The organism is Streptomyces sp. CRCS-T-1, from assembly GCF_024442335.1.
GTDB classification, from domain to species: domain Bacteria; phylum Actinomycetota; class Actinomycetes; order Streptomycetales; family Streptomycetaceae; genus Streptomyces; species Streptomyces koelreuteriae.
This window is the reverse complement of record NZ_CP101651.1, coordinates 6,634,135-6,657,140: the sequence shown is the minus strand read 5'-3', so window position 1 is coordinate 6,657,140 and position 23,006 is coordinate 6,634,135. Positions and strand designations below refer to the sequence as shown.

The following is a 23,006-nucleotide window of genomic DNA, read 5'->3' as shown; positions in this document are numbered from 1 at the left end:
TCAGACGGCCCGCATCTCGCCGTACGTCGCGGCCGGTGCCCTGCGCGCGTTGAGCGCCCCCAGCGTGCCGCCGGCCAGCAGGGCCTGCGCGGCGATGTACGTGAGCATGATCCAGAAGTCCGGCCTGGGCAGCTGCGGCCATTCGGCGACGCCGGTCGCGATGAGGGTGTCGGAGAGCAGGAACAGCGCGCCGCCGAGGCCGGCGAAGAGGCCGAGCCGGGTGCCGGAGCGGTACGCCATGGCCGTGAGCAGCAGGCTGTACCCGGCGACGGGCACGCGCAGGTCCGCGGGCAGGTCCGGCCACAGCAGCGCGACGGTCGTGACGAGGGCGATGCCGTAGCCGAGGGCGATCAGGCCCGCACGCGCGCGGGGGACCGCGTTCCGGCTGCCGTACGTCCTGAAGAGGACGAGATAGCAGACATGGCCGGCGGCGAAGGAGCCCATGCCGGCGAGGAAGGCCGGCTCGGCGTCGGACAGCAGCAGGACGTCACCGCCCCAGCCGAACAGCAGGGCGGCCAGCAGCAGCCGGGGCGCCTGGCGCAGAGCGGCCCACAGGGCCAGCAGCGGCATCAGCAGGGGCTTGGCCACGGTGTGCCCGGCGTCGAAGCCGACCGCGAGGGAGACGAGGTCGACGGCGGCGGCGAGGCCGAACGCGGCGAGGAGGAGGCGGGCGGGGGTCACGCCGACGTGCTCTCGCCGGCGGGGGTGGTCGCAGCCGTGGTGGGGTCCGTCGGCGGAGGCGTGGCTGAGTCTGACGGCCGGGCCGGGGCGGATTCCGTGGGCCGGGCCGGGGCCGTACCCGACGCCTTGGCCGTGGCCGTGGCCGTAGCCGTGGCCGTAGCCGTGGCCGTAGCCGTGGCCGTGGCCGTGGCCGTGGCCGTAGCCAGGGGTGCGGGTGCCGGGCCCCAGCCCGGGCCCATGAACACGCGTCCCGCGCGCTCGCGCCAGCTCCGCGCCGCCTTCAAGTCCCTCGCGATGGACACGTATTCGTGCGTCGCCACCTTCACCAGGTTGTACGTGTCGATGTTCTTGGTCAGTCCGTACCTCGGCCGTTCGGTCTCGGGGGCGAACGATCCGAACAGGCGGTCCCAGACGATGAGGATGCCGCCGAAGTTGCGGTCGAGGTAGCCGCCCTGGGAGGCGTGGTGGACGCGGTGGTGCGAGGGGGTGTTGAAGACGAACTCGAACCAGCGGGGCATCTTGTCGATCCGCTCGGTGTGGATCCAGAACTGGTAGACGAGGTTCGCGGAGGAGCAGAACGCGAGGGCGGCGGGGTGCACGCCGGCGGCTATGAGGGGGACGTAGAACGGCCACACGGTCAGGGACGTCCAGGGCTGGCGCAGCGCGGTGGTGAAGTTGAACTTCCGGCTGGAGTGGTGGACGACATGGCAGGCCCACAGGACGCGGATGACGTGGTGGCCGCGGTGGGACCAGTAGTAGAAGAAGTCCTGCCCGAGCAGCATCAGCGGGACGGTCCACCACAGAACGGGCACGTGCAGGGGCGTGAGTTCGTAGATGGCCGTATAAATGGCGAGGATCGGGATCTTCCAGAGGAAGTCGAAGACCAGACTGCCGAGGCCCATGCCGACGCTCGTGGCGGCGTCCTTCGCCTCGTAGCCCTCCGCGTCCTCGTCGGGATGGAGACGGTAGCTCACCATCTCGACCACGGTGAGCAGCACAAAGGCGGGGATCGACCACAGCACGACATCGGGCAGGTTCGGCATGCAAGCACCGTAGGACCGCCGTCCGGCCCCGACTAGACGTTGTTACCCACAAGTATTCTCGACGGTACGCGCTTGCTTCTTGGTGATCTCCACCAATCGGGAGGGGTCGACAAACGGACGACGGGGGTGACGGTGACCACCCGGACGCCCGGCAGAGTGACTGAGCATCGGTCAGACGTACGCCTCGCGAACGGACAGACCGGACAACCTGCCTGAGGGAGTATCGGAAGAGCCGGGTGAACGCACCTGGCGGGCCGCGGTGTCAGTCGTGGCCCGTATCCTCAGGGACCATGCTCGATGACCTGACGACCGCAGTGCCCTCTCCCACGTCATGGCCGGCCGCGTATCCCCAGGGGTACGCGGTTGTTGACGTGGAGACCACAGGTCTGGCCCGGGACGATCGCATCATCTCCGCGGCCGTCTACCGGCTCGACGCGCGCGGCGAGGTCGAGGACCACTGGTACTCGACGGTCAACCCGGAGCGCGACCCCGGCCCCGTGTGGATCCACGGACTGACGAGCGAGGCACTCGAGGGCGCGCCCCTCTTCCAGGACATCGCCGAGGAGTTCACGACCCGGCTCGAGGGACGGGTGCTCGTCGCGCACAACGCCGTCTTCGACTGGCAGATGATCGCCCGGGAGTACGCGCGGGCGCAGCGCGAGGCTCCGGTACGGCAGCGACTGTGCACCATCGCCCTGTCCAAGGAACTCGGGCTCCCGCTGCCCAACCACAAGCTGGAGTCCCTCGCCGCGCACTTCGGCGTCGTCCAGCAGCGGGCGCACCACGCGCTGGACGACGCGCGCGTGCTGGCCGAGGCGTTCCGGCCCAGCCTGAGGGCCGCGGCGGCGAACGGCGTACGGCTGCCGCTGCTGGAGTGCCGGCCGCTGACCGAGTGGTCGGACGGTCCCGCGCCCCGCATCGGACAGCAGGCGGGCTACGGCGGCTACCGGCCGACCAGTTGGCGTCCGGCCCGGAAGCGGCCCGCCTGCCCCTACCCCAACCCGGGGCGCTACGAGGTGGGCGGGCGGCTCAAGCAGGGCATGCGGGTCGCTTTCTCGGGTGACACCTCGGTGGAGCGCGACCTGCTGGAGGACCGCGCGACCGAGGCCGGGCTGCATGTGGCCACCAGCCTGTCCCGGCTCACCAGCCTGCTCGTCACGAACGACCCGGACTCGGGCACGTCCAAGGTGGTCAAGGCGCGGCAGTTCGGCACGCCGGTCGTGGACGAGGCGGCGTTCGGGCAGCTTCTCGCGGATGTGGAGCCGGCGTCGCAGGGGTGACCGGGGGCGCGGCGGCGCCGGGGGGCGACCGTACGGACGGGTGATTGGGCGGCGACTCGCCCGGCGCCCGCTCGCCCGGGCCGGGGTGACGGCTCACCCTGTGGCGCATGGCGACCTGTGAGGTATGTGGCAATCAGTACGGAATGACCTTCGAGGTGCACGCGCAGGGCGCGGTGCACGTCTTCGACTGCTTCTCCTGCGCGATCCACCGCATGGCACCCATCTGCGAGCACTGCCGGGTGCAGATCATCGGCCAGGGCGTGGAGGTCGAGGGCCAGTGGTACTGCGGGGCGCACTGCGCACGCGCGGAGGGAAAGGCGGGAATTGTCGACAAGGTGTGAAACCGTACCCGGCTGATCGCACCCCACGACCGAGTTGTACGGTCGTGGGGTGTACCGCTTCCTGATGTCCCGGCAGTGGGTGATCCTCACACTGATCGCCCTGCTTCTCATCCCCACGATGATCAGGCTGGGCATCTGGCAGATGCATCGCTACGAGGAGCGCACCGCCCGGAACCAGCTGGTCTCGGACGCGCTGGCGGCCGACCCGGTGCCCGTGGAGAAGCTGACGGAGCCCGGGCACACCGTCACCAGCGCCGAGCGGTACCGCACCGTGAGCGCGAAGGGTCGCTTCGACACCGAGGACGAGGTCGTCGTCCGCCGCCGCACCAACTCCGACGACGAGGTCGGCTACCACATCCTCACCCCGTTCGTCCTCGACGACGGCAAGGTCCTGCTGGTCAACCGGGGCTGGATCCCCTCCGACGGCCCGAGCCAGACCGCGTTCCCGAAGGTGCCCGCACCGCCGGCCGGCGAGGTCACCGTCACCGGGCGGCTGATGCCCGACGAGACGACCGAGGCGAGCGGCATCAAGAACCTTCAAGGCCTGCCGGACCGGCAGATCATGCTGATCAACAGCGAGCAGGAGGCACGGCGCCTGGACGCCCGGGTGCTCGGCGGCTACATCGCCCAGACGGCCCCCGAGCCCAAGGGCGACACCCCCGAACTCCTCGGCAACCCGGGCGAGGAGGACGCCGCGCTGAACTACGCCTACGCCTATCAGTGGTGGCTGTTCGCCGCGGCCGTCCCGGTCGGCTGGGTGATCCTGGCCCGCCGCGAAGCCCGCGACCGGGCCCAGAAGGCGGCCGAGGCCGCCGACACGACGGAGACCGAGCCGGCGACCGTGTGACCACGCGGGACGAAGACCGAGCCGACGGCCACGTAACCACCGACGCGACGAAGACCGACCCGGCGACCGTGTGACCGCCGGCAGTCGCCCTCCCCACGGTCCAGGTCGACGGCCGCCCCAGCGTCCAGGTCAGCAGCCGCCCGCGGCCACGTCGACAGCAACGCCCCTGCGGCCGCCCCGGGCCACTGGCGGCGGCACGGCTCAAGCCGAGCCCTGGGCCGTCACCAGCAGCACCCCGGCGGAGCGGGTCCCGACCCAGCGATCAGAGCAGCGCCAGCAGACCGACGACCCGCAGCACGCCCACAGGCCCGTCCCCGGCCCCATCTGCAGGCCCGCCCCCGGTCCGCCGGCAGCACCTCCCCCGCGCCCGCTCCGCCCCCGGGGCCGGTCAGCAGCACCTCCCCCGCGGCCCGGACCCCCGGTCCAGCGTGCGCAGCAGTTCGCGGACGTACCAGGACACGGCCCGTGCCCAGCGCACCGCCCTCATGAGCGGGCTCCCGCCAGGGGCTCGGCCGGCTCCTCTCCCGGCTTCTGCCCCGGCAGCTCGATGCGGGACTCGACGTACGGTGCCTCGGTGGTCGGCAAGGGACCCGGGGCGCGGATCGCCCGTACGCACACCACCGCCGCGTTCACGAGCACCACGGCGACCAGCAGCAGGAAGAGGGCGATCAGGACGCCGTCGACCGTGGAGTTGGTGACGACGGTCCGCATGTCGGCCGGGCTCTTGGCGGGCGGCAGGATCTGGCCGGCGTCGAGGGCGTCGGCGTAGCGGGCGCGCTGGGCGAAGAAGCCCACCTTCGGGTCGTCGGAGAAGATCTTCTGCCAGCCGGCGGTGAAGGTGATGGCGACGACCCAGGCGAGCGGGACGCCGGTGACCCAGGCCCAGCGCAGTTTCCCGGACTTGATCAGTACCGTGGTGCAGACGGCCAGGGCGATCGCGGCGAGCAGCTGGTTGGCGATGCCGAAGAGCGGGAAGAGCTGGTTGATTCCGCCGAGCGGGTCGGTGGCGCCGGTGTAGAGGAAGTAGCCCCAGGCCGCGACAACCAGGGCGCTGCACAGCCAGATGCCCGGCTTCCAGTTGACCCGGCCGGCCGGCTTCCAGACGTTGCCGAGCATGTCCTGGAGCATGAAGCGGCCGACCCGGGTGCCCGCGTCCACGGTCGTCAGGATGAACAGCGCCTCGAACATGATCGCGAAGTGGTACCAGAAGGCCTTCATCGCGGTGCCGCCGATGACCCCGGAGAAGATCTCCGACATGCCGACCGCGAGGGTCGGGGCTCCTCCCGAGCGGGCGATCAACGTCTGTTCCTCCACGGCCTTGGCGGCCTGGGTGAGCTGGTCGGGGGTGATCGTGAAGCCGAGTCCGGCGACCGCGTGGGACGCCGACTCGGCCGTGGTGCCGAGGAGGGCCGCCGGGGCGTTCATGGCGTAGTACAGGCCCGGCTCCAGAGTGGCCGCCGCGATCAGCGCCATGATCGCGACGAACGACTCCATCAGCATGGCGCCGTAGCCGATCATCCGGACCTGGGACTCCTTCTGGATCAGCTTCGGCGTGGTGCCGGAGGCGACCAGGGCGTGGAAGCCGGAGAGCGCCCCGCAGGCGATGGTGATGAAGAGGAAGGGGAAGAGCGAGCCCGCGAAGACGGGTCCCGCGCCCGTCGAGGCGAAGTCGGTCACCGCGTCCGCGCGCAGGACCGGGGCGGCGACCACCACGCCCACCGCCAGCATCGCGATCGTGCCGATCTTCATGAAGGTGGAGAGGTAGTCGCGCGGCGCGAGCAGCATCCACACCGGCAGCACGGAGGCGACGAAGCCGTAGCCGACCAGGCAGAACACGAGGGTCGTGGGGCTGAGGGTGAAGGCGGAGGCCAGGGAGGACTGCTGGATCCAGCTGCCCCCGACGATGGCGAGCAGCAGAAGCGCGACGCCGATCAGGCTGGTCTCGACGACCCGGCCCGGGCGCAGGATGTGCAGCCAGAAGCCCATGAACAGGGCGATGGGGATGGTCATCGCGACGGAGAAGGTGCCCCACGGGGAGTGGGCGAGGGCGTTGACGACGACCAGGGCCAGCACACCCAGCAGGATGATCATGATGGCGAACACGGCGATCAGGGCGGCGGCCCCGCCCCAGCGGCCGATCTCGTCCCGGGCCATCTGCCCGAGCGACTTCCCGTCCCGCCGCATGGACAGGAACAGCACGACCATGTCCTGCACCGCGCCCGCGAAGATCACACCGGCGACGATCCACAGCGTCCCGGGCAGATAGCCCATCTGCGCCGCGAGGACCGGCCCCACCAGCGGCCCGGCGCCGGCGATCGCGGCGAAGTGGTGGCCGAGCAGCACCCGGCGGTCGGTGGGGTGGAAGTCGACGCCGTCCTCGAGGCGCTCGGCGGGCGTGGCCCGGCGGTCGTCGGGCCCCAGCACCCGCCGGGCGACGAAGCGGGAGTAGAAACGGTAGGCGATGGCGTACGAGCCGAGCGCCGCGACGACCAGCCAGACCGCCGAGATCTCCTCGCCCCGGGCGAGGGCGAGGACGCCCCAGGCGATCGCGCCGAGCAGGGAGAGGGCGGCCCAGAGCAGGAGGGACTTCAGGGGCATTCGCCGCTTTTCTGGCGCTGACCGGTCGGATTCGGGCAGGACTGATACGGGCATGGCGGCTCCTCACCGTGGCGGTGGTGTGCGACAGGACCTGCGCGGGGGCCGGTGCGGGGGCGCTTCCCCGACCTGCGCACCTCTCCCGCTCGCTGTCGGTCTGTGCAAGAGTTGCGCTCCCGCCGGAAGTGGATGACACGGCGTTCCCAGAAGATTTCCCGCAGGTTCCCTGTCCTCCGGACGGGCCGTCCGCGCAACTCTCGCGCGAGGGCAAAGGCACACCAAGGACGGTGACCCATGGCTGACGGCGCCATGACCGCGACGTTTCTCGCCGTGATCGGCGGGGCGTCGCTGCTCGCGGTCACCGCACGGCGGCTGCGTCCGGTGGACCGGCTGCCCTCCCTGGAGGGCTGGGCACTGGCCGACCGAAGCCTCGGCCCCGGCTGGACCTGGCTGCTGCTCGGCGGCACGATCTTCACCGCGTACACCTTCACCGCCGTGCCCGGTCTCGCGTACGGCAACGGCGCTCCGGCCTTCTTCGCGGTGCCGTACACGGTGATCGTCTGCCCGCTCGCCTTCGTGCTGCTGAGCCGCCTGTGGAGCGTGGCCCGCCGGCACGGCTATATCACCGCCGCCGATTTCGTGCGGGGCCGGTACGGGTCGCCGCCGCTGGCCCTGGTGGTCGCGCTGACCGGGATCCTCGCGACGATGCCGTACCTGGCGCTGCAGCTGATCGGCATCCGGGCCGTGCTGACGGCCGGAGGCGTCCATCCCCGGGGCCTGGCCGGGGACCTGGTGCTGGTGGCGCTGTTCGCGGGGCTCGCGGTGGCCACATACCGGCACGGGCTGCGCGCGCCCACGGTCATCTCGGCGCTGAAGGCGGTGGCCGTGTTCGGCTCGCTGACCGCCGTGACCTGGCTGGTCCTCGAACGGTTCGGCGGCCCCGGCCCGGTCTTCGACGGCGCCGCGGCGCGGCTGGGCGATCCGGCGCTGCTGCTGTCCCCCGCCCAGCAGCCCGCCTACGCCACCCTCGCCCTCGGCTCCGCCCTCGCCCTGCTGATGTATCCGCATGTGCTCACCGCCGGTTTCGCCGCCGACGGGCCCCGCACCCTGCGCAAGGTCTCGGTGGCGCTGCCGGCCTGGACCGGGCTGCTCGCGCTGTTCGGGTTCCTCGGCTTCGCCGCCCTCGCGGCGGGGGTGCGGGCGCCGCGCGGTGGTGCCGAGGCGGCCGTGCCGATGCTGGTCGACCGGCTGATGCCGGCGCCGCTGGCCGGGCTGGTGTTCGCCGCGATCGCCGTGGGGGCGCTCGTCCCGGCGGCGGTGATGTCGATCGCCGCGGCGACGAGCTTCGTACGCAACGTCTACGTCGAGTACGTCCAGCCGACCGCCACGCCCAAGCGCCAGGTGCGCATCGCCAAGGCGGTGTCGATCACCGCGAAGGCGGGGGCCGTGGCGTTCGTGTTCGGGCTGCGCGACCAGGACGCCATCAACCTCCAGCTGCTCGGCGGCGTGTGGATCCTGCAGATCTTCCCGGCCGTGGCCGTCGGGCTGTTCACCGGGCGGCTGCACCCTCGGGCGCTGCTCGCCGGGTGGGCCGTGGGCATGGTCTCGGGGACGTACCTGGTGGTGCGCGAGGGGTTCTCCTCGATCGTGCCGCTCGGCACCGGCGCCGGGCCGCTGGAGATCTACGCCGGGCTCGCGGCCCTGCTGCTCAATCTGGCCGTCGCGGTGGCCGGCACCCCGGTGCTGGACCGGCTGGGCGTTCCGCGCGGCGCCGACTCGACCGACCTGCCGTCCCGCCTGACCGTCCGGCGACGCCCGGAGACCGGAGCGAACAACCCGTGAGACGCAGACAGAACTCCCCCACCGTGCCCCCGGCCGCCGCCGTGCCCCTGCCTCCCGCGGCTGCCGACCCGGCCGACCTGGAGCGGGAGACGGGCGTGGCCCGCCTCTTCGAGGTGCACTACTCCTCGATGCTGCGGCTCGCGGTCCTGCTGGGCGCCGACGACCCGGAGAACGTGGTGGCCGAGGCGTACTACCAGATCTACCGCAAGTGGCGGCGCCTGCGGGACGCGGCCGCCGCGGAGGCGTATCTGCGGTCCACCGTCTGCAATCTGACGCGGATGCGGATACGCCACCTCCAGGTCGCCCGCCGGCACGAGGAGAACCCGCCGAGCCCGCCGGACGAGATGGTCGCCTCCGCCGAGCACGCCGCGCTGCTGCGCGACGACCAGCGCGTGCTCATCGACGCGCTCCAGCAGTTGCCGCCGAGGCAGCGCGAGGCGCTGGTGCTGCGGCACTGGCTCGGTCTGAAGGAGAGTGAGATAGCCGACGCGATGGGCATCTCCGGCGGTTCGGTCAAGACCCACACGGCACGCGGCATCGCCGCCCTGACCCAGGCGATGGAGGCACGGCGATGAAGGACACGAGCCCGGACCGGACCGGGCACGGCGACGGCCGCACCGAACGCGAGCTGCGCGAGGCCCTTGAGGCCCTGGCCGGCGGCGTGCTCCCCGACCCCGACGCCTATCGCACGGCACGCGGTGAGTGGCTGCGGCGCGAACGCCGGCGGCGGCTCGTGCTCGCCGTGCTGATCGCGGTCGTCTTCACCCTGGCCGTGTTGATCGGTCTGTGGGTGCTCAACCAGACACCGTCGGATCCCGGAGTCATCTTCTCCGGCACCGGCACCGGCACCGCCGCACCCGCCGCCGAGGGCCGGTCACTCCCCCGGCTCCACCCCTGATTGCGGGCCCTACTTGCCGGGAACCCGCACTGCGTGCATACGGGTATCGAGGACTACGCGCTCATCGGTGACGAACAGACGGCGGCCCTGGTGGGCACGGACGGGTCCGTCGACTGGCTGTGTCTGCCCCGCTTCGACTCGGCCGCCTGCTTCGCCAAACTGCTCGGCGACGAGGACAACGGCTACTGGCGCATCGCCCCCGTGGGGGCGGACCGGTGCACCCGGCGCGCCTACCGCCACGACACCCTCGTCCTGGACACCGAGTGGGAGACCGAACAGGGGGCGGTCCGGGTCACCGACCTGATGCCCCAGCGCGACGAGGCCCCCGACCTCGTACGGATCGTCGAGGGGCTGGACGGCGAGGTGACGCTCCACAGTGCCATCAAGCTGCGCTTCGACTACGGCTCGATCATGCCGTGGATGCGCCGGTCCGACGGCCACCGGGTCGCCGTGGCCGGACCGGACTCCACCTGGCTGCGCAGCGAGCCGGAGGTGCGCAGCTGGGGCGAGGACTTCGGTACGCACGCGGAGTTCACCGTCAAGAAGGGCGAGAAGGTCGCGTTCGTCCTGACCTGGCACCCCTCCCACGAGGAGCGCCCGTCGCTCGTCGACCCGCACGAGGCGCTGCGGCACAGCGTCGAGGACTGGCGGGCCTGGGTGTCGCGCTGCCGCTACCAAGGGCCGTACCGGGACGCCGTCGTCCGCTCCCTGATCACCCTCAAGGCGCTCACCTACGCCCCGACCGGCGGCATCGTCGCCGCCCTCACCACCTCGCTGCCCGAGGAGCCGGGCGGGGTGCGCAACTGGGACTACCGCTACTGCTGGCTGCGCGACTCCACCCTCACCCTGGGGGCGCTGCTGGCGGCGGGCTACCAGGACGAGGCCGAGGCCTGGCGGAACTGGCTGCTGCGCGCGGTCGCGGGCGACCCGGCCGATCTGCAGATCATGTACGGCCTGGCGGGCGAGCGGCGGCTGCCCGAGTCCGAGCTGCCGTGGCTGTCGGGGTTCGCCGGGTCCCGGCCCGTCCGCATCGGCAACGACGCCGTGAACCAGCTCCAGCTGGACGTCTACGGCGAGGTCATGGACTCCCTGTCGCTGGCCCGCGAGTCGGGCCTGACCGCCCAGCCGGACGTGTGGGCGCTGCAGACGGCCCTGATGGACTTCCTGCGGACGAACTGGCGCCAGCCCGACGAGGGGCTGTGGGAGGTGCGCGGCGGCCGGCGCCAGTTCGTGCACTCGAAGGTGATGGTGTGGGTGGCCGCCGACCGTGCCGTGCGCACCATGGAGCGCCATCCGGAGCTGGACGGCGACCTGGAGGGCTGGCGCGCGCTGCGCGAGGAGGTGCACCGCGAGGTGTGCGAGAAGGGCTTCGACGCCGAACGCAACACCTTCACGCAGTCCTACGGTTCACGCGAACTGGACGCGGCGCTGCTGCTCATCCCGCGCGTCGGCTTCCTGCCGCCCGACGATCCGCGCGTCATCGGCACCATCGACGCGATCCGCGAGGAGCTGGACCACCACGGGCTGCTGCTGCGCTACACGACCGACGACGCGGACGTCGACGGACTGCCCGGTTCCGAGGGCACCTTCGTGGTGTGCTCGTTCTGGCTCGCGGACGCCCTGTACATGACGGGCCGGACGAAGGAGGCCCGCGAGCTGTTCGAGCGGCTGGTGGGGCTGGCCAACGACGTCGGTCTGCTGTCCGAGGAGTTCGACCCCGTGTCCGGCCGGCAGCTCGGCAACTTCCCGCAGGCGTTCAGCCACATCGGCCTCGTGAACACCGCCCTCGCCCTGTTCGGCGAGGAGGGGGCAGGATAGGGACCATGGATCTTGGACTGAAGGACCGGGTGTACGTCGTCACCGGGGCCACGCGAGGCCTCGGCAACGCTTCCGCGCGCGAGCTGGTCGCGGACGGGGCGAAGGTGGTCGTCTCGGGCAGGGACGACAAGAGCGTCGCCGAGACGGCGGACGCGCTGGGCCCGAACGCGGTCGGGGTGGCCGTCGACAACGCCGACCCCGAGGCGGCGGCCCGGCTGATCGGGGCCGCGCGGGAGAACTTCGGGCGCTTCAACGGTGTCCTGATCAGCGTGGGCGGCCCGCCGGCCGGGTTCGTCGCCGACAACACCGACGAGCAGTGGCAGGCGGCGTTCGAGTCGGTGTTCCTCGGTGCCGTACGGCTGGCCCGCGCCGCCGCCTCCGAGCTGGAGGCCGGGGGCGTCATCGGGTTCGTGCTGTCCGGCTCGGTGTACGAGCCGATTCCGGGGCTGACGATCTCGAACGGGCTGCGGCCCGGGCTGGCCGGGTTCGCCAAGTCGTTGTCGGAGGAGCTGGGGCCGCGGGGGATCCGGGTGGTCGGGGTGCTGCCCGGGCGCATCGACACGGACCGGGTGCGGCAGCTGGACGGCTTGTCGGCGGATCCCGAGGCGACCAGGGCGGCTTCGGAGTCGCGTATTCCGCTGCGGCGGTACGGGGCGCCGGAGGAGTTCGGCCGGGTGGCCGCGTTCCTGATGTCGCCGGCGGCGTCCTATCTGACCGGGGTCATGGTGCCGGTGGACGGCGGAGCGCGGCACGGGTTCTGAGACCCGAGTCCGACGTACTCAACTCACCCTCTCCGCACGGTGCTTGACGCCCCGCAGTCTCACCTCCGCCGGGAGTGAGTCGAGGCCCGCGGAGGTTCTGGCGTGGGCCAGGGCGCCGGTCGTCAGGTCGTGCAGGGCCGTTCCCGGGTCCACGTGCGGCTCCAGCGAGAGCCGTACGCGGGCCTCGGGGGTGGTACGGCGGCCCGTCAGACGCGCGTCGGCGCGGTCCACGCCGTCGGCCTGTTCCGCCTCCCCGGCGAGGGCGCTCTCCAGGGCCCGGCCGCGCAGCAGGGCGCCCTCGCCGTCGCCGGTGTCGACGAGGATCTCGGCGAGGCGGCGCCGGCGGAGGACCGCGACGAGCCACCACAGGGCGAGCAGCAGAACGACGGCGAGTACGGCGATGACGGTCGGCCACCACCAGCCGTCCTCCCGCCAGCGCGTGCGTTCGGCGTCGCTCAGCAGCACGTCGTGCCGGCTGTCGTGGATCCACCACGTGGGCACCGGGGCGCCGAGGCCGACGGCCAGCACCGAGCCGCCCAGCACCAGCAGCACGAGGCCCACGAGCCCGAGGAACACACGGTTGACGATCCGGAGCACCTCCGGTCACCCCTTCCGGCCGGGCCGCCGTACGCGCACCGACACCGCGGGGGGCCGGGACAGCCCCAGCCCGCGGACCGCGTCGGTGAGCACGGCGTCCAGTTCGGTTCGTACGTCGTCCAGTTCACGGAAGTGCGACGCGGCGCGGACCTTCGCCTTGGTCCGGCGCATCCGGACGTCCGCGGACTGCACGCCGGACACCTCCATGGCCCGGTCCCGCAGCGCGGACGCGGCGGCGTCGCGGTGCAGCCCGGCGTGTACGTCGGCGTGCGCGCGCCGCATCGGGAGCACGTCCCGCAGGCCGGGTGTGGCGGCCAGGACGAGCAGCCAGAGTCCGAGGGCGGCGGCCACTCCGGCCCCGACGAGCACCCAGACGTCGTCCAGGGGCCGTTCGGCGAGCTGCTGGGCGAGTTCCCGGCGCCAGCTCATGGCGGGCCGGTCGGCGCGCACGGACGCGACGTCGTACAGGAACAGTCCGGCGAGGCCCAGGAGCAGCAGCGCGACGATGCCGGCGGGGACGCGGCGCGCCGACCAGAAGCGGCTTTCGCGGCCGCCCTCTTCGTCGGGTGCGGCCGGCTGTCCCTCGGCTTCCGTCGGCTCGGACCGGTCGGACTGGTCGGGTCCCTCTCCGGTCTCCGACGGGTCGACGACCGGCAGTCGCTGTGTGCCGCCCTCGGACTCGGGCGGTTCGGCCGGGTCGGTGCCCCGGGGTTCGCTCATCGCGTCCTCCCCTGTGTCGCGCCGTGCCCGGCGACCGGATGGAGCCGCTCCACCTGGACGACGACCTCCGGCACCTCCATGCCCGCCAGGGTGCCCACTCGTTCGACGACTTGGCGACGCACCTGTCGGCAGCGGTCGCCGACGTCGCAGGGGTAGTCGAGTTCGACGTGCACCCGGACGTGGGCGACCTCGTGGTGGACGGCCACGCTCGCGGACGGGCGGCCGGCGTCGGGCGGCAGCGTCCCGACGGCCTCGCGGGCCGCCTGGGAGGCGATCTTCGCGACCACCCGGTCGGCGATCCTGGTCGCGCCGCGCTCTGCCGGCGGGACGGCGGTCAGGGGTCTGTCGAGTTCACCGGCCCCCGTGCTCACGGGCGTCACCGCCGCCGTTCGTGACGTGGACGGAAGAAGTCGCCGAAGTCCATGTCCCCTTCCAGGAACCGGCCGACGACGAAGCCGACGGCGCCCAACGCCGCCACCAGCAGGAAAGCGCCGAATCCACCGAAGTATCCGGCGAATGCCAACGCCATGCCGGCGATCATGCCGACCACGGCCATGCTCATGCGCTCCTCAGCTCCTCAGCCGCTGTGCCGTCCGGTGCCCCGTGCCTCACTGGATCCGCCGCTCGGGTTCCTCTTCCTCCTCGTCCGGCAGCTTCACATCGCTGACCGCGATGTTGACCTCGACGACCTCGAGGCCGGTCATCCGCTCGACGGCGGTGATGACGTTCTCCCGTACGTCGCGGGCGACATCGGCGATCGACACGCCGTAGTCGACGACGATCTCCAGGTCGAGAGCCGCCTGCACCTCGCCGACCTCGGCCTTCACGCCGCGGGTCACCGACTTCGTACCGCCGGGCACCCGGTCGCGTACGGCTCCGAAGGTGCGGGCGACTCCGCTGCCCATGGCGTGCACGCCGTCCACGTCGCGTGCGGCGAGCCCGGCGATCTTCTCCACGACGCCGTCAGCGATGGTCGTCCGTCCGCGCGAGCCCGGGTCTCCGCCACTGCGCTTGGCCAGCGGACTCCTGCGTGCCGCCGGCGATTCGGTCTCTCCGCCCCGGTTCTCCGTCATGTCAGTCATCGGCGTACGTCCTTTTCGGTTGTCGTCCTGCGACCACCGTAAGCACGGTTACGTGGTTGCGCGCCTCTGATGCGGCAGGCTGGAGGAATGACGGCCGACCGGTGGACGCAGGCAGTGAGACATCAGCTGGGCTTCGGCAGGCTCCTGCCGCTGGGTGACGCGCGCGACGGCGCGTGGATCTCCGAGCAGGCGGCCGAGGCGGTGTTGCGGCGCGCGGCCCAGGACGCTCCGGGCGTGCGCCTCGACACGCTCCGGGTCGCGCTCGCCGACCCGGAGGACACCCAGGAGCCGGCCGTACCGGCTCCGCCGAGCGCGCAGCCGCCCGGACCGCTGCGGGTGACGGTTGATTTCGCGGCCACGGCCTCGCAGCCGCTGCCGGCGACGGCGTCCCTCCTGCGGGCGACGCTGGCGACCGCCGCGACACAGCAGCTGGGTCTGACGGTGACGGAGGTGGACCTGCGCGTGGCGGGGCTGCTGGACGAGGAGACGGAACCCGGCCCCGCCGCGGGTCTCCCCGAACCTCCTCGGGCCGCGCGGCCCATGGACGGCGACGAGGGCCGGGTCGCGACCGCCGCCCTCGACGTCCCGGGCGTGCTTCACCTGACCGCCGCGCTGGGCCACCCCGTGCACATCGAGAACCTCCCGGGCGAGGCGGCGCTGCCGCACCGTCATGTCCGGCTGGAACTCGCGGTGGGCGCGGACCACCAGGCCCGTGAGGTGGCCCGCGCGGTGCGCACGGCGGTGCGCAGGACGCTGCCGGACCACCCGACGGTGGCGGTGGTGGTGAGCGGGATCGGCTGAGGTGCCGCCTCAGTCCCCGAGGCCCGCGAGGTCCCGCAGTCGGCGGGCCTGGGCCTGGCGCTCCGCGCCGCGCTGCGCCTCGTATGTGCGGTCCTGGGCGCCGCGCAGCAGCGCCTTGGTCTCGACGACGGCGTCACGGGGCGCGGCGAGGACGGCCGAGGCGAGGTCGCGGACGGTGTCGTCGAGCTGGTCGGCGGGCACGGCCACGTTGGCCAGGCCGGTGTTCACGGCCTCCGCGGCCGTGACGAAGCGCCCGGTCACGCAGATCTCCAGCGCGCGGGCGTATCCGACGAGTCCCACCAGCGGATGCGTGCCCGTCAGATCGGGCACGAGTCCGAGGCTGGTCTCGCGCATGGCGAACTGCACGTCGTCGGCGACGACGCGCAGGTCGCAGGCGAGGGCCAGCTGGAAGCCCGCCCCGATGGCATGCCCCTGGACGGCGGCGACGGAGACGATGTCGCTGCGCCGCCACCAGGTGAACGCCTGCTGGTACTCGGCGATGGTCGCGTCCAGCTCGGCGTCGTCACCACGCGCGAGGTCGATGAACGACGGTTCCCCGTCGAAGCCCTCGGGCGTGAACGCCTGCCGGTCGAGACCGGCCGAGAAGGACTTGCCCTCGGCCCGCAGCACCACGACACGGACGGAGCCCGGCAGCTGCCGACCGGCCTCGGTCAGCGCCCGCCACAGAGCGGGGCTCTGCGCGTTGCGCTTGTCGGGGTTGGTCAGCGTCACCGTGGCGACCGCGTCGTCGACGGTGAGCCGTACGCCGTCCTTGTCGAGTACGGGAACGAGGTCCTTGTCGGGCGAAGCCATGGACGCCTCCGATGTGTGCGGTCAGCTAAGTGACTGCACAGTAACCACCCGGTCGATCAGCCGACCGACCGGGTGGCCACCATCGAAGCCGAGGGGCCACCCGGGGTCAGGCCGTGGCCTTTTTGCCCCGGGTCGCCCCGCCACGCCCTCGCAGCGTGACGCCCGACTCACTGAGCATGCGGTGCACAAAGCCATACGAGCGGCCGGTCTCCTCGGCCAACGCCCGGATGCTCGCACCGGCGTCGTACTTCTTCTTCAGGTCTGCCGCGAGCTTGTCGCGCGCGGCGCCGGTCACCCGGCTGCCCTTCTTCAGAGTCTCGGCCACCCGTGCCTCCTCATGGGAAGTGCGCTCTGGTCTCCTCATGATCACCCCTCCGGGCCTTGATGGCCACCCATTCGGCAAGGTCCGTGAGACAAGGTTGTGACGACGGGAGCACATCCCCACATCCGGAATACGCAATTCCGAAGATCGGCGCCCGTACACCCGAACGGATTGCTCCGGAAAATGCCAGGTCAGAAAGGCGTCGCGGCCGAGCCCGGAAGAATCGGGGGCTCGGCCGCGAAATCGATGTAGGACACACCTCGGTACGAGGAGATCTCACACAGATGATGGATCACCGCTAGGCCGAATGATCCATACGCCGTTGATCACGCATTCGATCAAGCGGCACTGACACTCAGGCCAGGGCGACGAGGTCCGCGTAGTCGGCGCCCCACAGGTCCTCGACGCCGTCGGGCAGCAGGATGATCCGCTCCGGCTGGAGCGCCTCGACCGCGCCCTCGTCGTGCGTGACGAGGACGACCGCGCCCTTGTAGGTGCGCAGCGCGCCGAGGATCTCCTCGCGGCTGGCCGGGTCGAGGTTGTTGGTGGGCTCGTCGAGGAGCAGGACGTTCGCCGAGGAGACCACCAGGGTGGCGAGGGCCAGGCGGGTCTTCTCGCCGCCGGAGAGGACCCCGGCCGGCTTGTCGACGTCGTCGCCGGAGAACAGGAACGAGCCGAGCGTCTTGCGGACCTCCACCAGGTCCAGGTCGGGGGCGGCCGAGCGCATGTTCTCCAGGACCGTGCGCTCCGGGTCGAGGGTCTCGTGCTCCTGCGCGTAGTAGCCGAGCTTGAGGCCGTGGCCCTCGATGACCTCGCCGGTGTCGGGCTTCTCGGCCCCGCCGAGCAGCCGGAGCAGGGTCGTCTTGCCCGCGCCGTTGAGGCCGAGGATGACGACGCGCGAGCCCTTGTCGATGGCCAGGTCGACGTCGGTGAAGATCTCCAGCGAGCCGTAGGACTTGGACAGGCCCTCGGCCATGAGCGGGGTCTTGCCGCACGGGGAGGGCTCGGGGAAGCGCAGCTTGGCGACCTTGTCGGACTTCCGCTCGGCCTCCAGGCCGGCCAGCAGCTTGTCCGCCCGGCGGGCCATGTTCTGCGCGGCGACGGTCTTGGTGGCCTTGGCCCGCATCTTGTCGGCCTGCGAATGCAGCGCGGAGGCCTTTTTCTCGGCGTTCTGCCGCTCGCGCTTGCGGCGCTTCTCGTCGGCCTCGCGCTGCTGCTGGTAGAGCTTCCAGCCCATGTTGTAGACATCGATCTGGGAGCGGTTGGCGTCCAGGTAGAACACCTTGTTCACGACCGTCTCGACCAGTTCGACGTCGTGGGAGATCACGATGAAGCCGCCGCGGTAGGTCTTCAGGTAGTCCCGCAGCCAGATGATCGAGTCGGCGTCGAGGTGGTTGGTCGGCTCGTCGAGCAGCAGCGTGTCCGCGTCGGAGAACAGGATGCGGGCCAGCTCGATACGGCGGCGCTGACCGCCGGAGAGCGTGTGCAGGGGCTGGCCGAGCACGCGGTCGGGCAGGTTGAGCGCGGCGGCGATGGTGGCGGCCTCGGCCTCGGCGGCGTACCCGCCCTTGGTGAGGAACTCCGTCTCCTGGCGCTCGTACTGCTTGAGCGCCTTCTCGCGGGTGCCGCCCGTGCCTGTGGCGATGCGCTGCTCGTTCTCGCGCATCTTGCGGATCAGTATGTCCAGGCCGCGCGCGGAGAGGATGCGGTCGCGGGCGAGGATGTCGAGGTCGCCGGTGCGGGGGTCCTGCGGGAGGTAGCCGACCTCGCCGGAGCGGGTGATGGTGCCGCCGGCCGGGATGCCGTCACCGGCGAGGCACTTGGTGAGGGTGGTCTTCCCTGCGCCGTTGCGGCCGACCAGGCCGATGCGGTCGCCCTTGGCGACACGGAAGGTGGCGTTTTCGATGAGGACGCGGGCACCGGCGCGCAGCTCGATACCGGAGGCGGAGATCACGGACAGACTCCAGGGCGGATACGGGGGCGGGATGGGCGGCTGAGGACGTTCCCGCCGTCTAATGCGCGAGGAGAATGGCCATAGGAGACAGTCTAACGGGGACGTGCAACCACCTTTTGTCTGAGTCAGGCAGCGGGACAACGAGGAAGTGATCGCCATGGCAGGCTCGTCCGGCGGACGTCCGAGCATCTATCCGACGCTGCTCTACGCGGACGCGAAGAGTGCGATCCGGCAGCTCACCGAGGCCTTCGGCTTCACGGAGCTGTCGGTGTACGAGGGCGAGGACGGCTCGGTGATGCACGCCGAGCTGACGCAGGGCAACGGCGCGGTGATGGTCGGCACCAAGGGCCGCGGCGGCGTCTTCGACGCGGCCATGAAGGGCGCGGGCACCACGGGGGTGTACGTGGTGGTGGACGACGTGGACGCACACCACCGCCGCGCCGTCGACCACGGCGTGGAGATCGTGATGCCCCCGACGGACCAGGACTACGGCTCGCGGGACTACATGGCCCGGGACCTCGAGGGCAATATCTGGAGCTTCGGGACGTACGCGCCCGAGATCGCGGGCTGACCCCGCGAATCTCCTAGGGCCTGTCGTTTGGATCAGGTCGCAGGAAATCGGCGGTTCCACGCAATCGCCGGTGAGCGGGGTCTGGTGCGTGCAGCTGCAAGGCGGAGGAGGGCGGCGATGCGGAGCATCGGCAACCGACGACAACGCGGCAGATGTGCGTGCCAGACCCCGCGTCTGCGGCGTGATCCAAACGACAGGCCCTAGCCGCCGCCGGTGTGCACCTGGAACGCGGCCCGGCGTACGGCCTTGGCCAGGGCCGGGTCGGGGTGGGCGGCGGCGAGGGCGACCAGGACCTGCACGGTGCGGGGGTGTCCCACGGCGCGTACCTCGTCGAGGAGCATCGGGACGGTCGGCTGCACCGCGGACTCCAGATGGCGCACCAGCAGCGGGGCCTCACCGTGGTCGGCGACGGCGGCCGCGGTGTCCACCCACAGCCAGGTCGCCTCCTCACGGGTGAGGACCTCGTGGGCGTCCTCCGGGTCGGCCCCGTCGTGCACGGCCAGCCACAGCAGCGCGTACGGCCTGAGCGTCGGCTCGGCCAGCACACCGCGGACGTCGGGCTCGGCGGGGGCGCCGACGACGCGCAGCGCCTCGAAGGCGAGGCCGCGCAGCAGGGCGTCCTCGCCGCGGGCGGCACCGAGCAGTTCGGTGACGGCGCTGCCGACGGGGCGGGCGGCGAGCCAGGCGCGGTACTCGGCGCGGGCCGCGTTCGGGCGGAGCTGGGCGCAGCCGCGGAGCATGTCCTCGGCCGCCTGCTCGATGTTCCCGGCGGGGCTCTGCGCGGCGACGCAGATCTGCTCCAGCTTGACCCAGACGGCCCAGCTCCCGAGCGGGGTGAGCGTGGCCTGGCCGTCGCCGTAGGTGAGGGCGCCGACGGAGGCGAGGGCGCGCAGGGCCCAGTCGAGGAGGGGGGCGAGCGGGGCGTCGGTGGGCTCCGGCTCGGCCACCGGCTCGGGCTGAGGGCCGTAGGGGATCTCGCAGCGTGCGGTGCGCAGCTCGGTGACGCGCTGCTCCAGGAGGTCGAGGAGCTGCTCCACGGGGACGGGTCCGGCGGAGAGCTGGAGGAAGGAGAGCGCCTGCGGCATGGCCGAGACGACCTCGGCGACGGCGGCGGCCTCGCGGTCCCCGGGCTCCGGGTGGGCGAGCGACCAGGCGTCGAAGAGGGCGACCCAGCCGCGCAGGACGGCGCTGTCGTCGCGGTCCCAGGCGCGCAGCCGCCAGCCGGGGCGGGCGCTGTCGCCGTGCACCTCGACGAGGCCGGCGAGGCGGGCGGTGTCCCAGTCGCCTCGGACCTGAGCCGGGGTCAGCCCCAGGTCGCGGGCGGCCCGTTCGGCGGTCGCGTCGGAGAGGGTGGCCTTGCCGTCGGCGGTGGCGCTGTCCCCGCCGGGGCCGAGCGCGGCGTCGGCCCAGCGGGCGACGCGGGCCGCGGCGGCCAGACCTGAGCGCGCCATTCTGGCCAGCTCCGCCGGTGCCGGGGTGCCCTCCGGGGGGCGCGGTGCGGGTCGGCGCGAGCGCCGCTGGTTCATCGCTCTGGGGGCGGCGGCCAGGGGTCGCGGGCGGACGAGTCGAAGCCTGGAGTCGCGCGGGATACGGGACGTCACGGGTGCAGTCTTCCGGTTGACGGTCCGAAAACCCAAACGGAATGTCACGGCGGGCTACGGGGATGGCCAACGCACGGGTTCCCGGGAGCGGCCGAGGCCGGGAACAAGCCAGTGGTACGACGCTAAACGGAATCATCGCGACCGGTCGGCGGGGAGCGGGGCGGGACAGGGGTCGCGACGGGGCGCGGGGGCGGTGGACGGGTCACATGAGCGGCGTCAGGAAGCGGCGCAGCGCCTCCTCGTACCCTTGCGGGTCGGCGTTCCACATCGCCGAGTGGGGCGCGTTGCCGACGGTGTACAGAGCGACCATGTCGGGGCGCGCGTCGGCGAGGTGACGGGAGAACCGCCAGGGAGCCACGGTGTCGTCCGGTCCGTGGACGACGAGCGCCGGGACGTGGAGCCCGTCGAAGGAGGCCGGGCCCGCGACGCCGTCGTCGTGCAGGCCGGTGCGGCCCTGGGCGGCGCGGACCGCGAGGGGCAGCAGCGGGCCCGGGGTGCGGCGGGCCGCGGCGAGGGCGCGCAGGGTGGTCTGCCAGCTGAGCACCGGGGAGTCCAGGACCAGCCCCGAGACGCGGTCGCGCAGTCCCGAGCGGGCGGCGGCGCGCAGGGCCATGGTGGCGCCGGTGGACCAGCCGTGCAGGACGACCTGCCGGGCGCCGTGGCCCACGGCGTAGCGGATCGCCGCGTCGAGGTCGCGCCACTCGGTCTCGCCGAGGTGGTTCAGCCCGTCGGGGCGGCGGGGCGCGCCCAGGTCGCCGCGGTAGGCGAGGGCGAGCACGGGGAAGCGGTTGCGGTGCAGGAACTCCATGACGTTCATGGCCAGTTCCCGCGTGGTGCCCAGGCCGTGCACGGCGATCACCCAGGTGTCCCGGGCGCCGGGCACGAACCACGCGGGCAGGGAGCCGAGTTCGCCGGGGATGTCGACGTCGGTGTGTTCGAGGCCGAGGGCGTCGCCCGGGTTGCCGACGTACACGTTCGGGGTGAGCCAGGCCTTGTCCCCGGACTTCAGGGTGCCGTGCGTGACGCTCTCCAGCCGGCGTACGACGGTGTCGGCGGTGTCGGCGGTGCCCAGCACCGGGCCGACCACCGCGTGGGAGCCGTCACCGGAGAGGCCGTAACGGCCGGGCCGCAGGGCGGCCAGGTCCCGGGTGAGGCTGATCTGCCCGGCGGCGGTGCCGTGCACGGTGAGCCGGGGTTCGGTGGGCAGCGGCCTGCCGGGAGGCGCCTTGAGCGCGGCGTCGCTGGCGAACCGCCCGGCGGCCACAGCGGCCACACCGGCTCCGATCACAGCGGTGACGGCAACGGCCGCCGCGTTGACAGTGCGCACGGCTCCAGTGTCCCGGGGGACGGGGCGAGGGACCAGTGGGCGGGGTCGGTGGGGTGACGGGCGCGGGTGGCCGGCAGGGCGGTTGTGCGCGCCGGGCGGGCCCGGGCGGTCGGCGGAACGGGGGCAGCGCCCTCAGGGCGGGGCGCCGGTGGCCGGCGGAGCGGTGATCGCACCCGCAGGGCGAGCGGCCGCACGAGCGGGCGGGATACCAACGGCCAGCGCAGCCGTGGCCGCGCGAGCAGGACGGAACGCCGGTGACCCACAGCGCGGCGACCGCGCGGGCAGCGGCGCCCTGGGTGCGGGCGGGGAGGGGCGCAGTCGAAGGAGCCGTCGGACGGGAGAGGCCCTCCGTGCCGGTGCGGTGAGGTCCCGGAGGGAGGTCAGCCGCGCTGGCCGTAGCCCCTTAGCCGGTCTTGCACCTCGGCCAGCTGGTCCGTGGACAGCAGGCTCGGGGACAGGCCCGGGACCGAGGTGGCGGTCAGCCAGAGGCGGCACATCCATTCGAGCTGGGCGGTGCGGTCGTAGGCCTGGTCCAGGGTCGCGCCGTGGGTGATCGTGCCGTGGTTGCGGAGGAGGCAGCCGGAGCGGTCGGCGAGGGCGTGGAGCATGTTCTCGGCCAACTCGTCGCTGCCGTACGTCGCATACGGGGCAACCCGGACGGGTCCGCCGAGTGCCGCGGCCATGTAGTGGATCAGCGGGAGCTCGCTCACGAGGGTCGAGACGGCCGTCGCGTGCACGGCGTGGGTGTGGACGACGGCGCGGACGCCGGTCGTGCGGTAGACGGCGAGGTGCATGGGCAGCTCGCTGGTCGGGACGAGCGTGCCGAGGACCTGCCGGCCGTCGAGGTCGACCCCGGTCACGTCGTCCGGCGCCAGCCGGTCGTAGGGCACGCCCGACGGCGTGACCAGCACGGTGTCCCCGACGCGCACCGAGACGTTGCCGGACGTTCCGACGACGAGCCCCTCGGCGACCGTCCGGCGGGCCGTCGCGACGAGGTCCTCCCAGGCGCGCGCCTCCTCCGCTCGCACACCGCTCCGCCGTGACTCCCCCGCATCCTGTCCGCCGCCTCCGATGTCCCCCGTGTCCCGCTCGTCGCCTCGCTGCTCAGCCAT

General features: G+C 72.4%; 24 protein-coding genes. 10 read left to right on the top strand and 14 right to left on the bottom strand.

Features of this window, described 5'->3' with window-relative positions; genetic code table 11:
- Both NNW99_RS30150 and NNW99_RS30145 read right to left on the bottom strand, forming a co-directional pair.
- A complete protein-coding gene (locus NNW99_RS30150; RefSeq protein ID WP_215122322.1) occupies positions 1 to 681 on the bottom strand; it encodes a lysoplasmalogenase in 681 nt (226 codons plus the stop codon).
- A complete protein-coding gene (locus NNW99_RS30145; protein WP_215122321.1) occupies positions 678 to 1,724 on the bottom strand; it encodes a sterol desaturase family protein in 1,047 nt (348 codons plus the stop codon). The genes NNW99_RS30150 and NNW99_RS30145 overlap by 4 nt, the downstream gene beginning before the upstream one ends.
- Before the next feature lie 290 nt (positions 1,725 to 2,014).
- Here NNW99_RS30145 and NNW99_RS30140 point away from each other — a divergent pair, with 290 nt between their 5' ends.
- The 3 genes from NNW99_RS30140 to NNW99_RS30130 all read left to right on the top strand — a co-directional run bounded on the left by NNW99_RS30140 (position 2,015) and on the right by NNW99_RS30130 (position 4,192).
- Entirely contained in the window at positions 2,015 to 3,004 is a 990-nt protein-coding gene (locus tag NNW99_RS30140) for a DEDDh family exonuclease (protein WP_215122320.1), read from the top strand.
- A gap of 107 nt (positions 3,005 to 3,111) precedes the next feature.
- Positions 3,112 to 3,345 (top strand): hypothetical protein, encoded by a 234-nt coding sequence (locus NNW99_RS30135; protein WP_215122319.1) that lies wholly within the window; start codon positions 3,112 to 3,114, stop codon positions 3,343 to 3,345.
- A gap of 49 nt (positions 3,346 to 3,394) precedes the next feature.
- Positions 3,395 to 4,192, top strand: a complete 798-nt coding sequence (locus NNW99_RS30130) for an SURF1 family protein (protein ID WP_215122318.1) — start codon at positions 3,395 to 3,397, stop codon at positions 4,190 to 4,192.
- Positions 4,193 to 4,675: 483 nt separating this feature from the next.
- Here NNW99_RS30130 and NNW99_RS30125 read toward each other — a convergent pair whose 3' ends face one another.
- Entirely contained in the window at positions 4,676 to 6,844 is a 2,169-nt protein-coding gene (locus NNW99_RS30125; protein ID WP_215122317.1) for a carbon starvation CstA family protein, read from the bottom strand.
- A 237-nt stretch (positions 6,845 to 7,081) separates the two neighbouring features.
- Between NNW99_RS30125 and NNW99_RS30120 the strand changes: the two genes are divergently transcribed.
- Genes NNW99_RS30120 through NNW99_RS30100 form a run of 5 tightly spaced genes read left to right on the top strand, consistent with a single transcriptional unit; the run spans position 7,082 to position 12,106 of the window.
- Complete coding sequence (locus tag NNW99_RS30120; protein ID WP_215122316.1) at positions 7,082 to 8,629, top strand: sodium:solute symporter; 1,548 nt, start codon at positions 7,082 to 7,084, stop codon at positions 8,627 to 8,629.
- Positions 8,626 to 9,204, top strand: coding sequence for a sigma-70 family RNA polymerase sigma factor (locus NNW99_RS30115; RefSeq protein ID WP_215122315.1), 579 nt, complete (start codon positions 8,626 to 8,628; stop codon positions 9,202 to 9,204). Before NNW99_RS30120 ends, NNW99_RS30115 begins: the two co-directional genes overlap by 4 nt.
- Positions 9,201 to 9,527 carry a hypothetical protein gene (locus NNW99_RS30110; RefSeq protein WP_215122314.1) on the top strand — a complete coding sequence of 109 codons (327 nt, stop codon included), beginning with the start codon at positions 9,201 to 9,203 and terminating at the stop codon, positions 9,525 to 9,527. Before NNW99_RS30115 ends, NNW99_RS30110 begins: the two co-directional genes overlap by 4 nt.
- A 33-nt stretch (positions 9,528 to 9,560) precedes the next feature.
- Positions 9,561 to 11,345, top strand: a complete 1,785-nt coding sequence (locus NNW99_RS30105; RefSeq protein ID WP_215122313.1) for a glycoside hydrolase family 15 protein — start codon at positions 9,561 to 9,563, stop codon at positions 11,343 to 11,345.
- A 5-nt stretch (positions 11,346 to 11,350) separates the two neighbouring features.
- The gene (locus NNW99_RS30100; protein ID WP_215122312.1) at positions 11,351 to 12,106 is read left to right on the top strand and encodes an SDR family oxidoreductase; all 756 of its coding nucleotides are present in this window, start codon (positions 11,351 to 11,353) and stop codon (positions 12,104 to 12,106) included.
- An 18-nt stretch (positions 12,107 to 12,124) separates the two neighbouring features.
- On the opposite strand, the gene amaP is transcribed toward NNW99_RS30100, so the two are convergent.
- The 5 genes from amaP to NNW99_RS30075 are packed head-to-tail and all read right to left on the bottom strand — an operon-like array spanning position 12,125 to position 14,505.
- A complete protein-coding gene (gene amaP / locus NNW99_RS30095; protein ID WP_215122311.1) occupies positions 12,125 to 12,703 on the bottom strand; it encodes an alkaline shock response membrane anchor protein AmaP in 579 nt (192 codons plus the stop codon).
- Between the two features lie 6 nt (positions 12,704 to 12,709).
- Positions 12,710 to 13,423 (bottom strand): DUF6286 domain-containing protein, encoded by a 714-nt coding sequence (locus NNW99_RS30090; RefSeq protein WP_215122310.1) that lies wholly within the window; start codon positions 13,421 to 13,423, stop codon positions 12,710 to 12,712.
- Entirely contained in the window at positions 13,420 to 13,803 is a 384-nt protein-coding gene (locus NNW99_RS30085; protein WP_215122309.1) for an Asp23/Gls24 family envelope stress response protein, read from the bottom strand. The genes NNW99_RS30090 and NNW99_RS30085 overlap by 4 nt, the downstream gene beginning before the upstream one ends.
- Positions 13,800 to 13,985, bottom strand: a complete 186-nt coding sequence (locus NNW99_RS30080; protein WP_184599696.1) for a hypothetical protein — start codon at positions 13,983 to 13,985, stop codon at positions 13,800 to 13,802. Before NNW99_RS30080 ends, NNW99_RS30085 begins: the two co-directional genes overlap by 4 nt.
- 46 nt (positions 13,986 to 14,031) lie before the next feature.
- A complete protein-coding gene (locus NNW99_RS30075) occupies positions 14,032 to 14,505 on the bottom strand; it encodes an Asp23/Gls24 family envelope stress response protein (protein ID WP_215122308.1) in 474 nt (157 codons plus the stop codon).
- An 87-nt stretch (positions 14,506 to 14,592) separates the two neighbouring features.
- Here NNW99_RS30075 and NNW99_RS30070 point away from each other — a divergent pair, with 87 nt between their 5' ends.
- A complete protein-coding gene (locus NNW99_RS30070; RefSeq protein ID WP_215122307.1) occupies positions 14,593 to 15,306 on the top strand; it encodes a nucleopolyhedrovirus P10 family protein in 714 nt (237 codons plus the stop codon).
- 9 nt (positions 15,307 to 15,315) lie between these two features.
- Here NNW99_RS30070 and NNW99_RS30065 read toward each other — a convergent pair whose 3' ends face one another.
- From NNW99_RS30065 to NNW99_RS30055, 3 genes are all read right to left on the bottom strand, one after another.
- A complete protein-coding gene (locus NNW99_RS30065) occupies positions 15,316 to 16,119 on the bottom strand; it encodes an enoyl-CoA hydratase/isomerase family protein (protein ID WP_215122306.1) in 804 nt (267 codons plus the stop codon).
- A 106-nt stretch (positions 16,120 to 16,225) separates the two neighbouring features.
- Positions 16,226 to 16,444 (bottom strand): helix-turn-helix domain-containing protein, encoded by a 219-nt coding sequence (locus NNW99_RS30060; protein WP_010037790.1) that lies wholly within the window; start codon positions 16,442 to 16,444, stop codon positions 16,226 to 16,228.
- A gap of 352 nt (positions 16,445 to 16,796) precedes the next feature.
- Positions 16,797 to 18,395, bottom strand: coding sequence for an ABC-F family ATP-binding cassette domain-containing protein (locus NNW99_RS30055; RefSeq protein ID WP_215122305.1), 1,599 nt, complete (start codon positions 18,393 to 18,395; stop codon positions 16,797 to 16,799).
- Between the two features lie 157 nt (positions 18,396 to 18,552).
- On the opposite strand from NNW99_RS30055, the gene NNW99_RS30050 reads away from it, so the two are divergent.
- Positions 18,553 to 18,966: a VOC family protein gene (locus NNW99_RS30050; RefSeq protein WP_215122304.1), complete on the top strand. Its 414-nt coding sequence runs from the start codon at positions 18,553 to 18,555 to the stop codon at positions 18,964 to 18,966.
- Between the two features lie 200 nt (positions 18,967 to 19,166).
- On the opposite strand, the gene NNW99_RS30045 is transcribed toward NNW99_RS30050, so the two are convergent.
- The 3 genes from NNW99_RS30045 to NNW99_RS30035 all read right to left on the bottom strand — a co-directional run bounded on the left by NNW99_RS30045 (position 19,167) and on the right by NNW99_RS30035 (position 23,006).
- The gene (locus tag NNW99_RS30045; protein WP_251057977.1) at positions 19,167 to 20,417 is read right to left on the bottom strand and encodes a hypothetical protein; all 1,251 of its coding nucleotides are present in this window, start codon (positions 20,415 to 20,417) and stop codon (positions 19,167 to 19,169) included.
- A 352-nt stretch (positions 20,418 to 20,769) separates the two neighbouring features.
- A complete protein-coding gene (locus tag NNW99_RS30040; RefSeq protein ID WP_215122302.1) occupies positions 20,770 to 21,894 on the bottom strand; it encodes an alpha/beta hydrolase in 1,125 nt (374 codons plus the stop codon).
- 380 nt (positions 21,895 to 22,274) lie between these two features.
- Positions 22,275 to 23,006, bottom strand: a complete 732-nt coding sequence (locus tag NNW99_RS30035) for a class II aldolase/adducin family protein (protein ID WP_215122301.1) — start codon at positions 23,004 to 23,006, stop codon at positions 22,275 to 22,277.

What these genes read in the sequence shown, in the direction of transcription:
- NNW99_RS30145 (WP_215122321.1), bottom strand. Translation starts at nt 1,724, where the DNA reads ATGCCGAACCTGCCCGATGTCGTGCTGTGGTCGATCCCCGCCTTTGTG.
- NNW99_RS30140 (WP_215122320.1), top strand. Translation starts at nt 2,015, where the DNA reads ATGCTCGATGACCTGACGACCGCAGTGCCCTCTCCCACGTCATGGCCG.
- NNW99_RS30135 (WP_215122319.1), top strand. Translation starts at nt 3,112, where the DNA reads ATGGCGACCTGTGAGGTATGTGGCAATCAGTACGGAATGACCTTCGAG.
- NNW99_RS30125 (WP_215122317.1), bottom strand. Translation starts at nt 6,844, where the DNA reads ATGCCCGTATCAGTCCTGCCCGAATCCGACCGGTCAGCGCCAGAAAAG.
- NNW99_RS30120 (WP_215122316.1), top strand. Translation starts at nt 7,082, where the DNA reads ATGGCTGACGGCGCCATGACCGCGACGTTTCTCGCCGTGATCGGCGGG.
- NNW99_RS30110 (WP_215122314.1), top strand. Translation starts at nt 9,201, where the DNA reads ATGAAGGACACGAGCCCGGACCGGACCGGGCACGGCGACGGCCGCACC.
- NNW99_RS30100 (WP_215122312.1), top strand. Translation starts at nt 11,351, where the DNA reads ATGGATCTTGGACTGAAGGACCGGGTGTACGTCGTCACCGGGGCCACG.
- NNW99_RS30090 (WP_215122310.1), bottom strand. Translation starts at nt 13,423, where the DNA reads ATGAGCGAACCCCGGGGCACCGACCCGGCCGAACCGCCCGAGTCCGAG.
- NNW99_RS30080 (WP_184599696.1), bottom strand. Translation starts at nt 13,985, where the DNA reads ATGAGCATGGCCGTGGTCGGCATGATCGCCGGCATGGCGTTGGCATTC.
- NNW99_RS30075 (WP_215122308.1), bottom strand. Translation starts at nt 14,505, where the DNA reads ATGACTGACATGACGGAGAACCGGGGCGGAGAGACCGAATCGCCGGCG.
- NNW99_RS30070 (WP_215122307.1), top strand. Translation starts at nt 14,593, where the DNA reads ATGACGGCCGACCGGTGGACGCAGGCAGTGAGACATCAGCTGGGCTTC.
- NNW99_RS30065 (WP_215122306.1), bottom strand. Translation starts at nt 16,119, where the DNA reads ATGGCTTCGCCCGACAAGGACCTCGTTCCCGTACTCGACAAGGACGGC.
- NNW99_RS30050 (WP_215122304.1), top strand. Translation starts at nt 18,553, where the DNA reads ATGGCAGGCTCGTCCGGCGGACGTCCGAGCATCTATCCGACGCTGCTC.
- NNW99_RS30045 (WP_251057977.1), bottom strand. Translation starts at nt 20,417, where the DNA reads ATGGCGCGCTCAGGTCTGGCCGCCGCGGCCCGCGTCGCCCGCTGGGCC.
- NNW99_RS30035 (WP_215122301.1), bottom strand. Translation starts at nt 23,006, where the DNA reads ATGGCTGAGCAGCGAGGCGACGAGCGGGACACGGGGGACATCGGAGGC.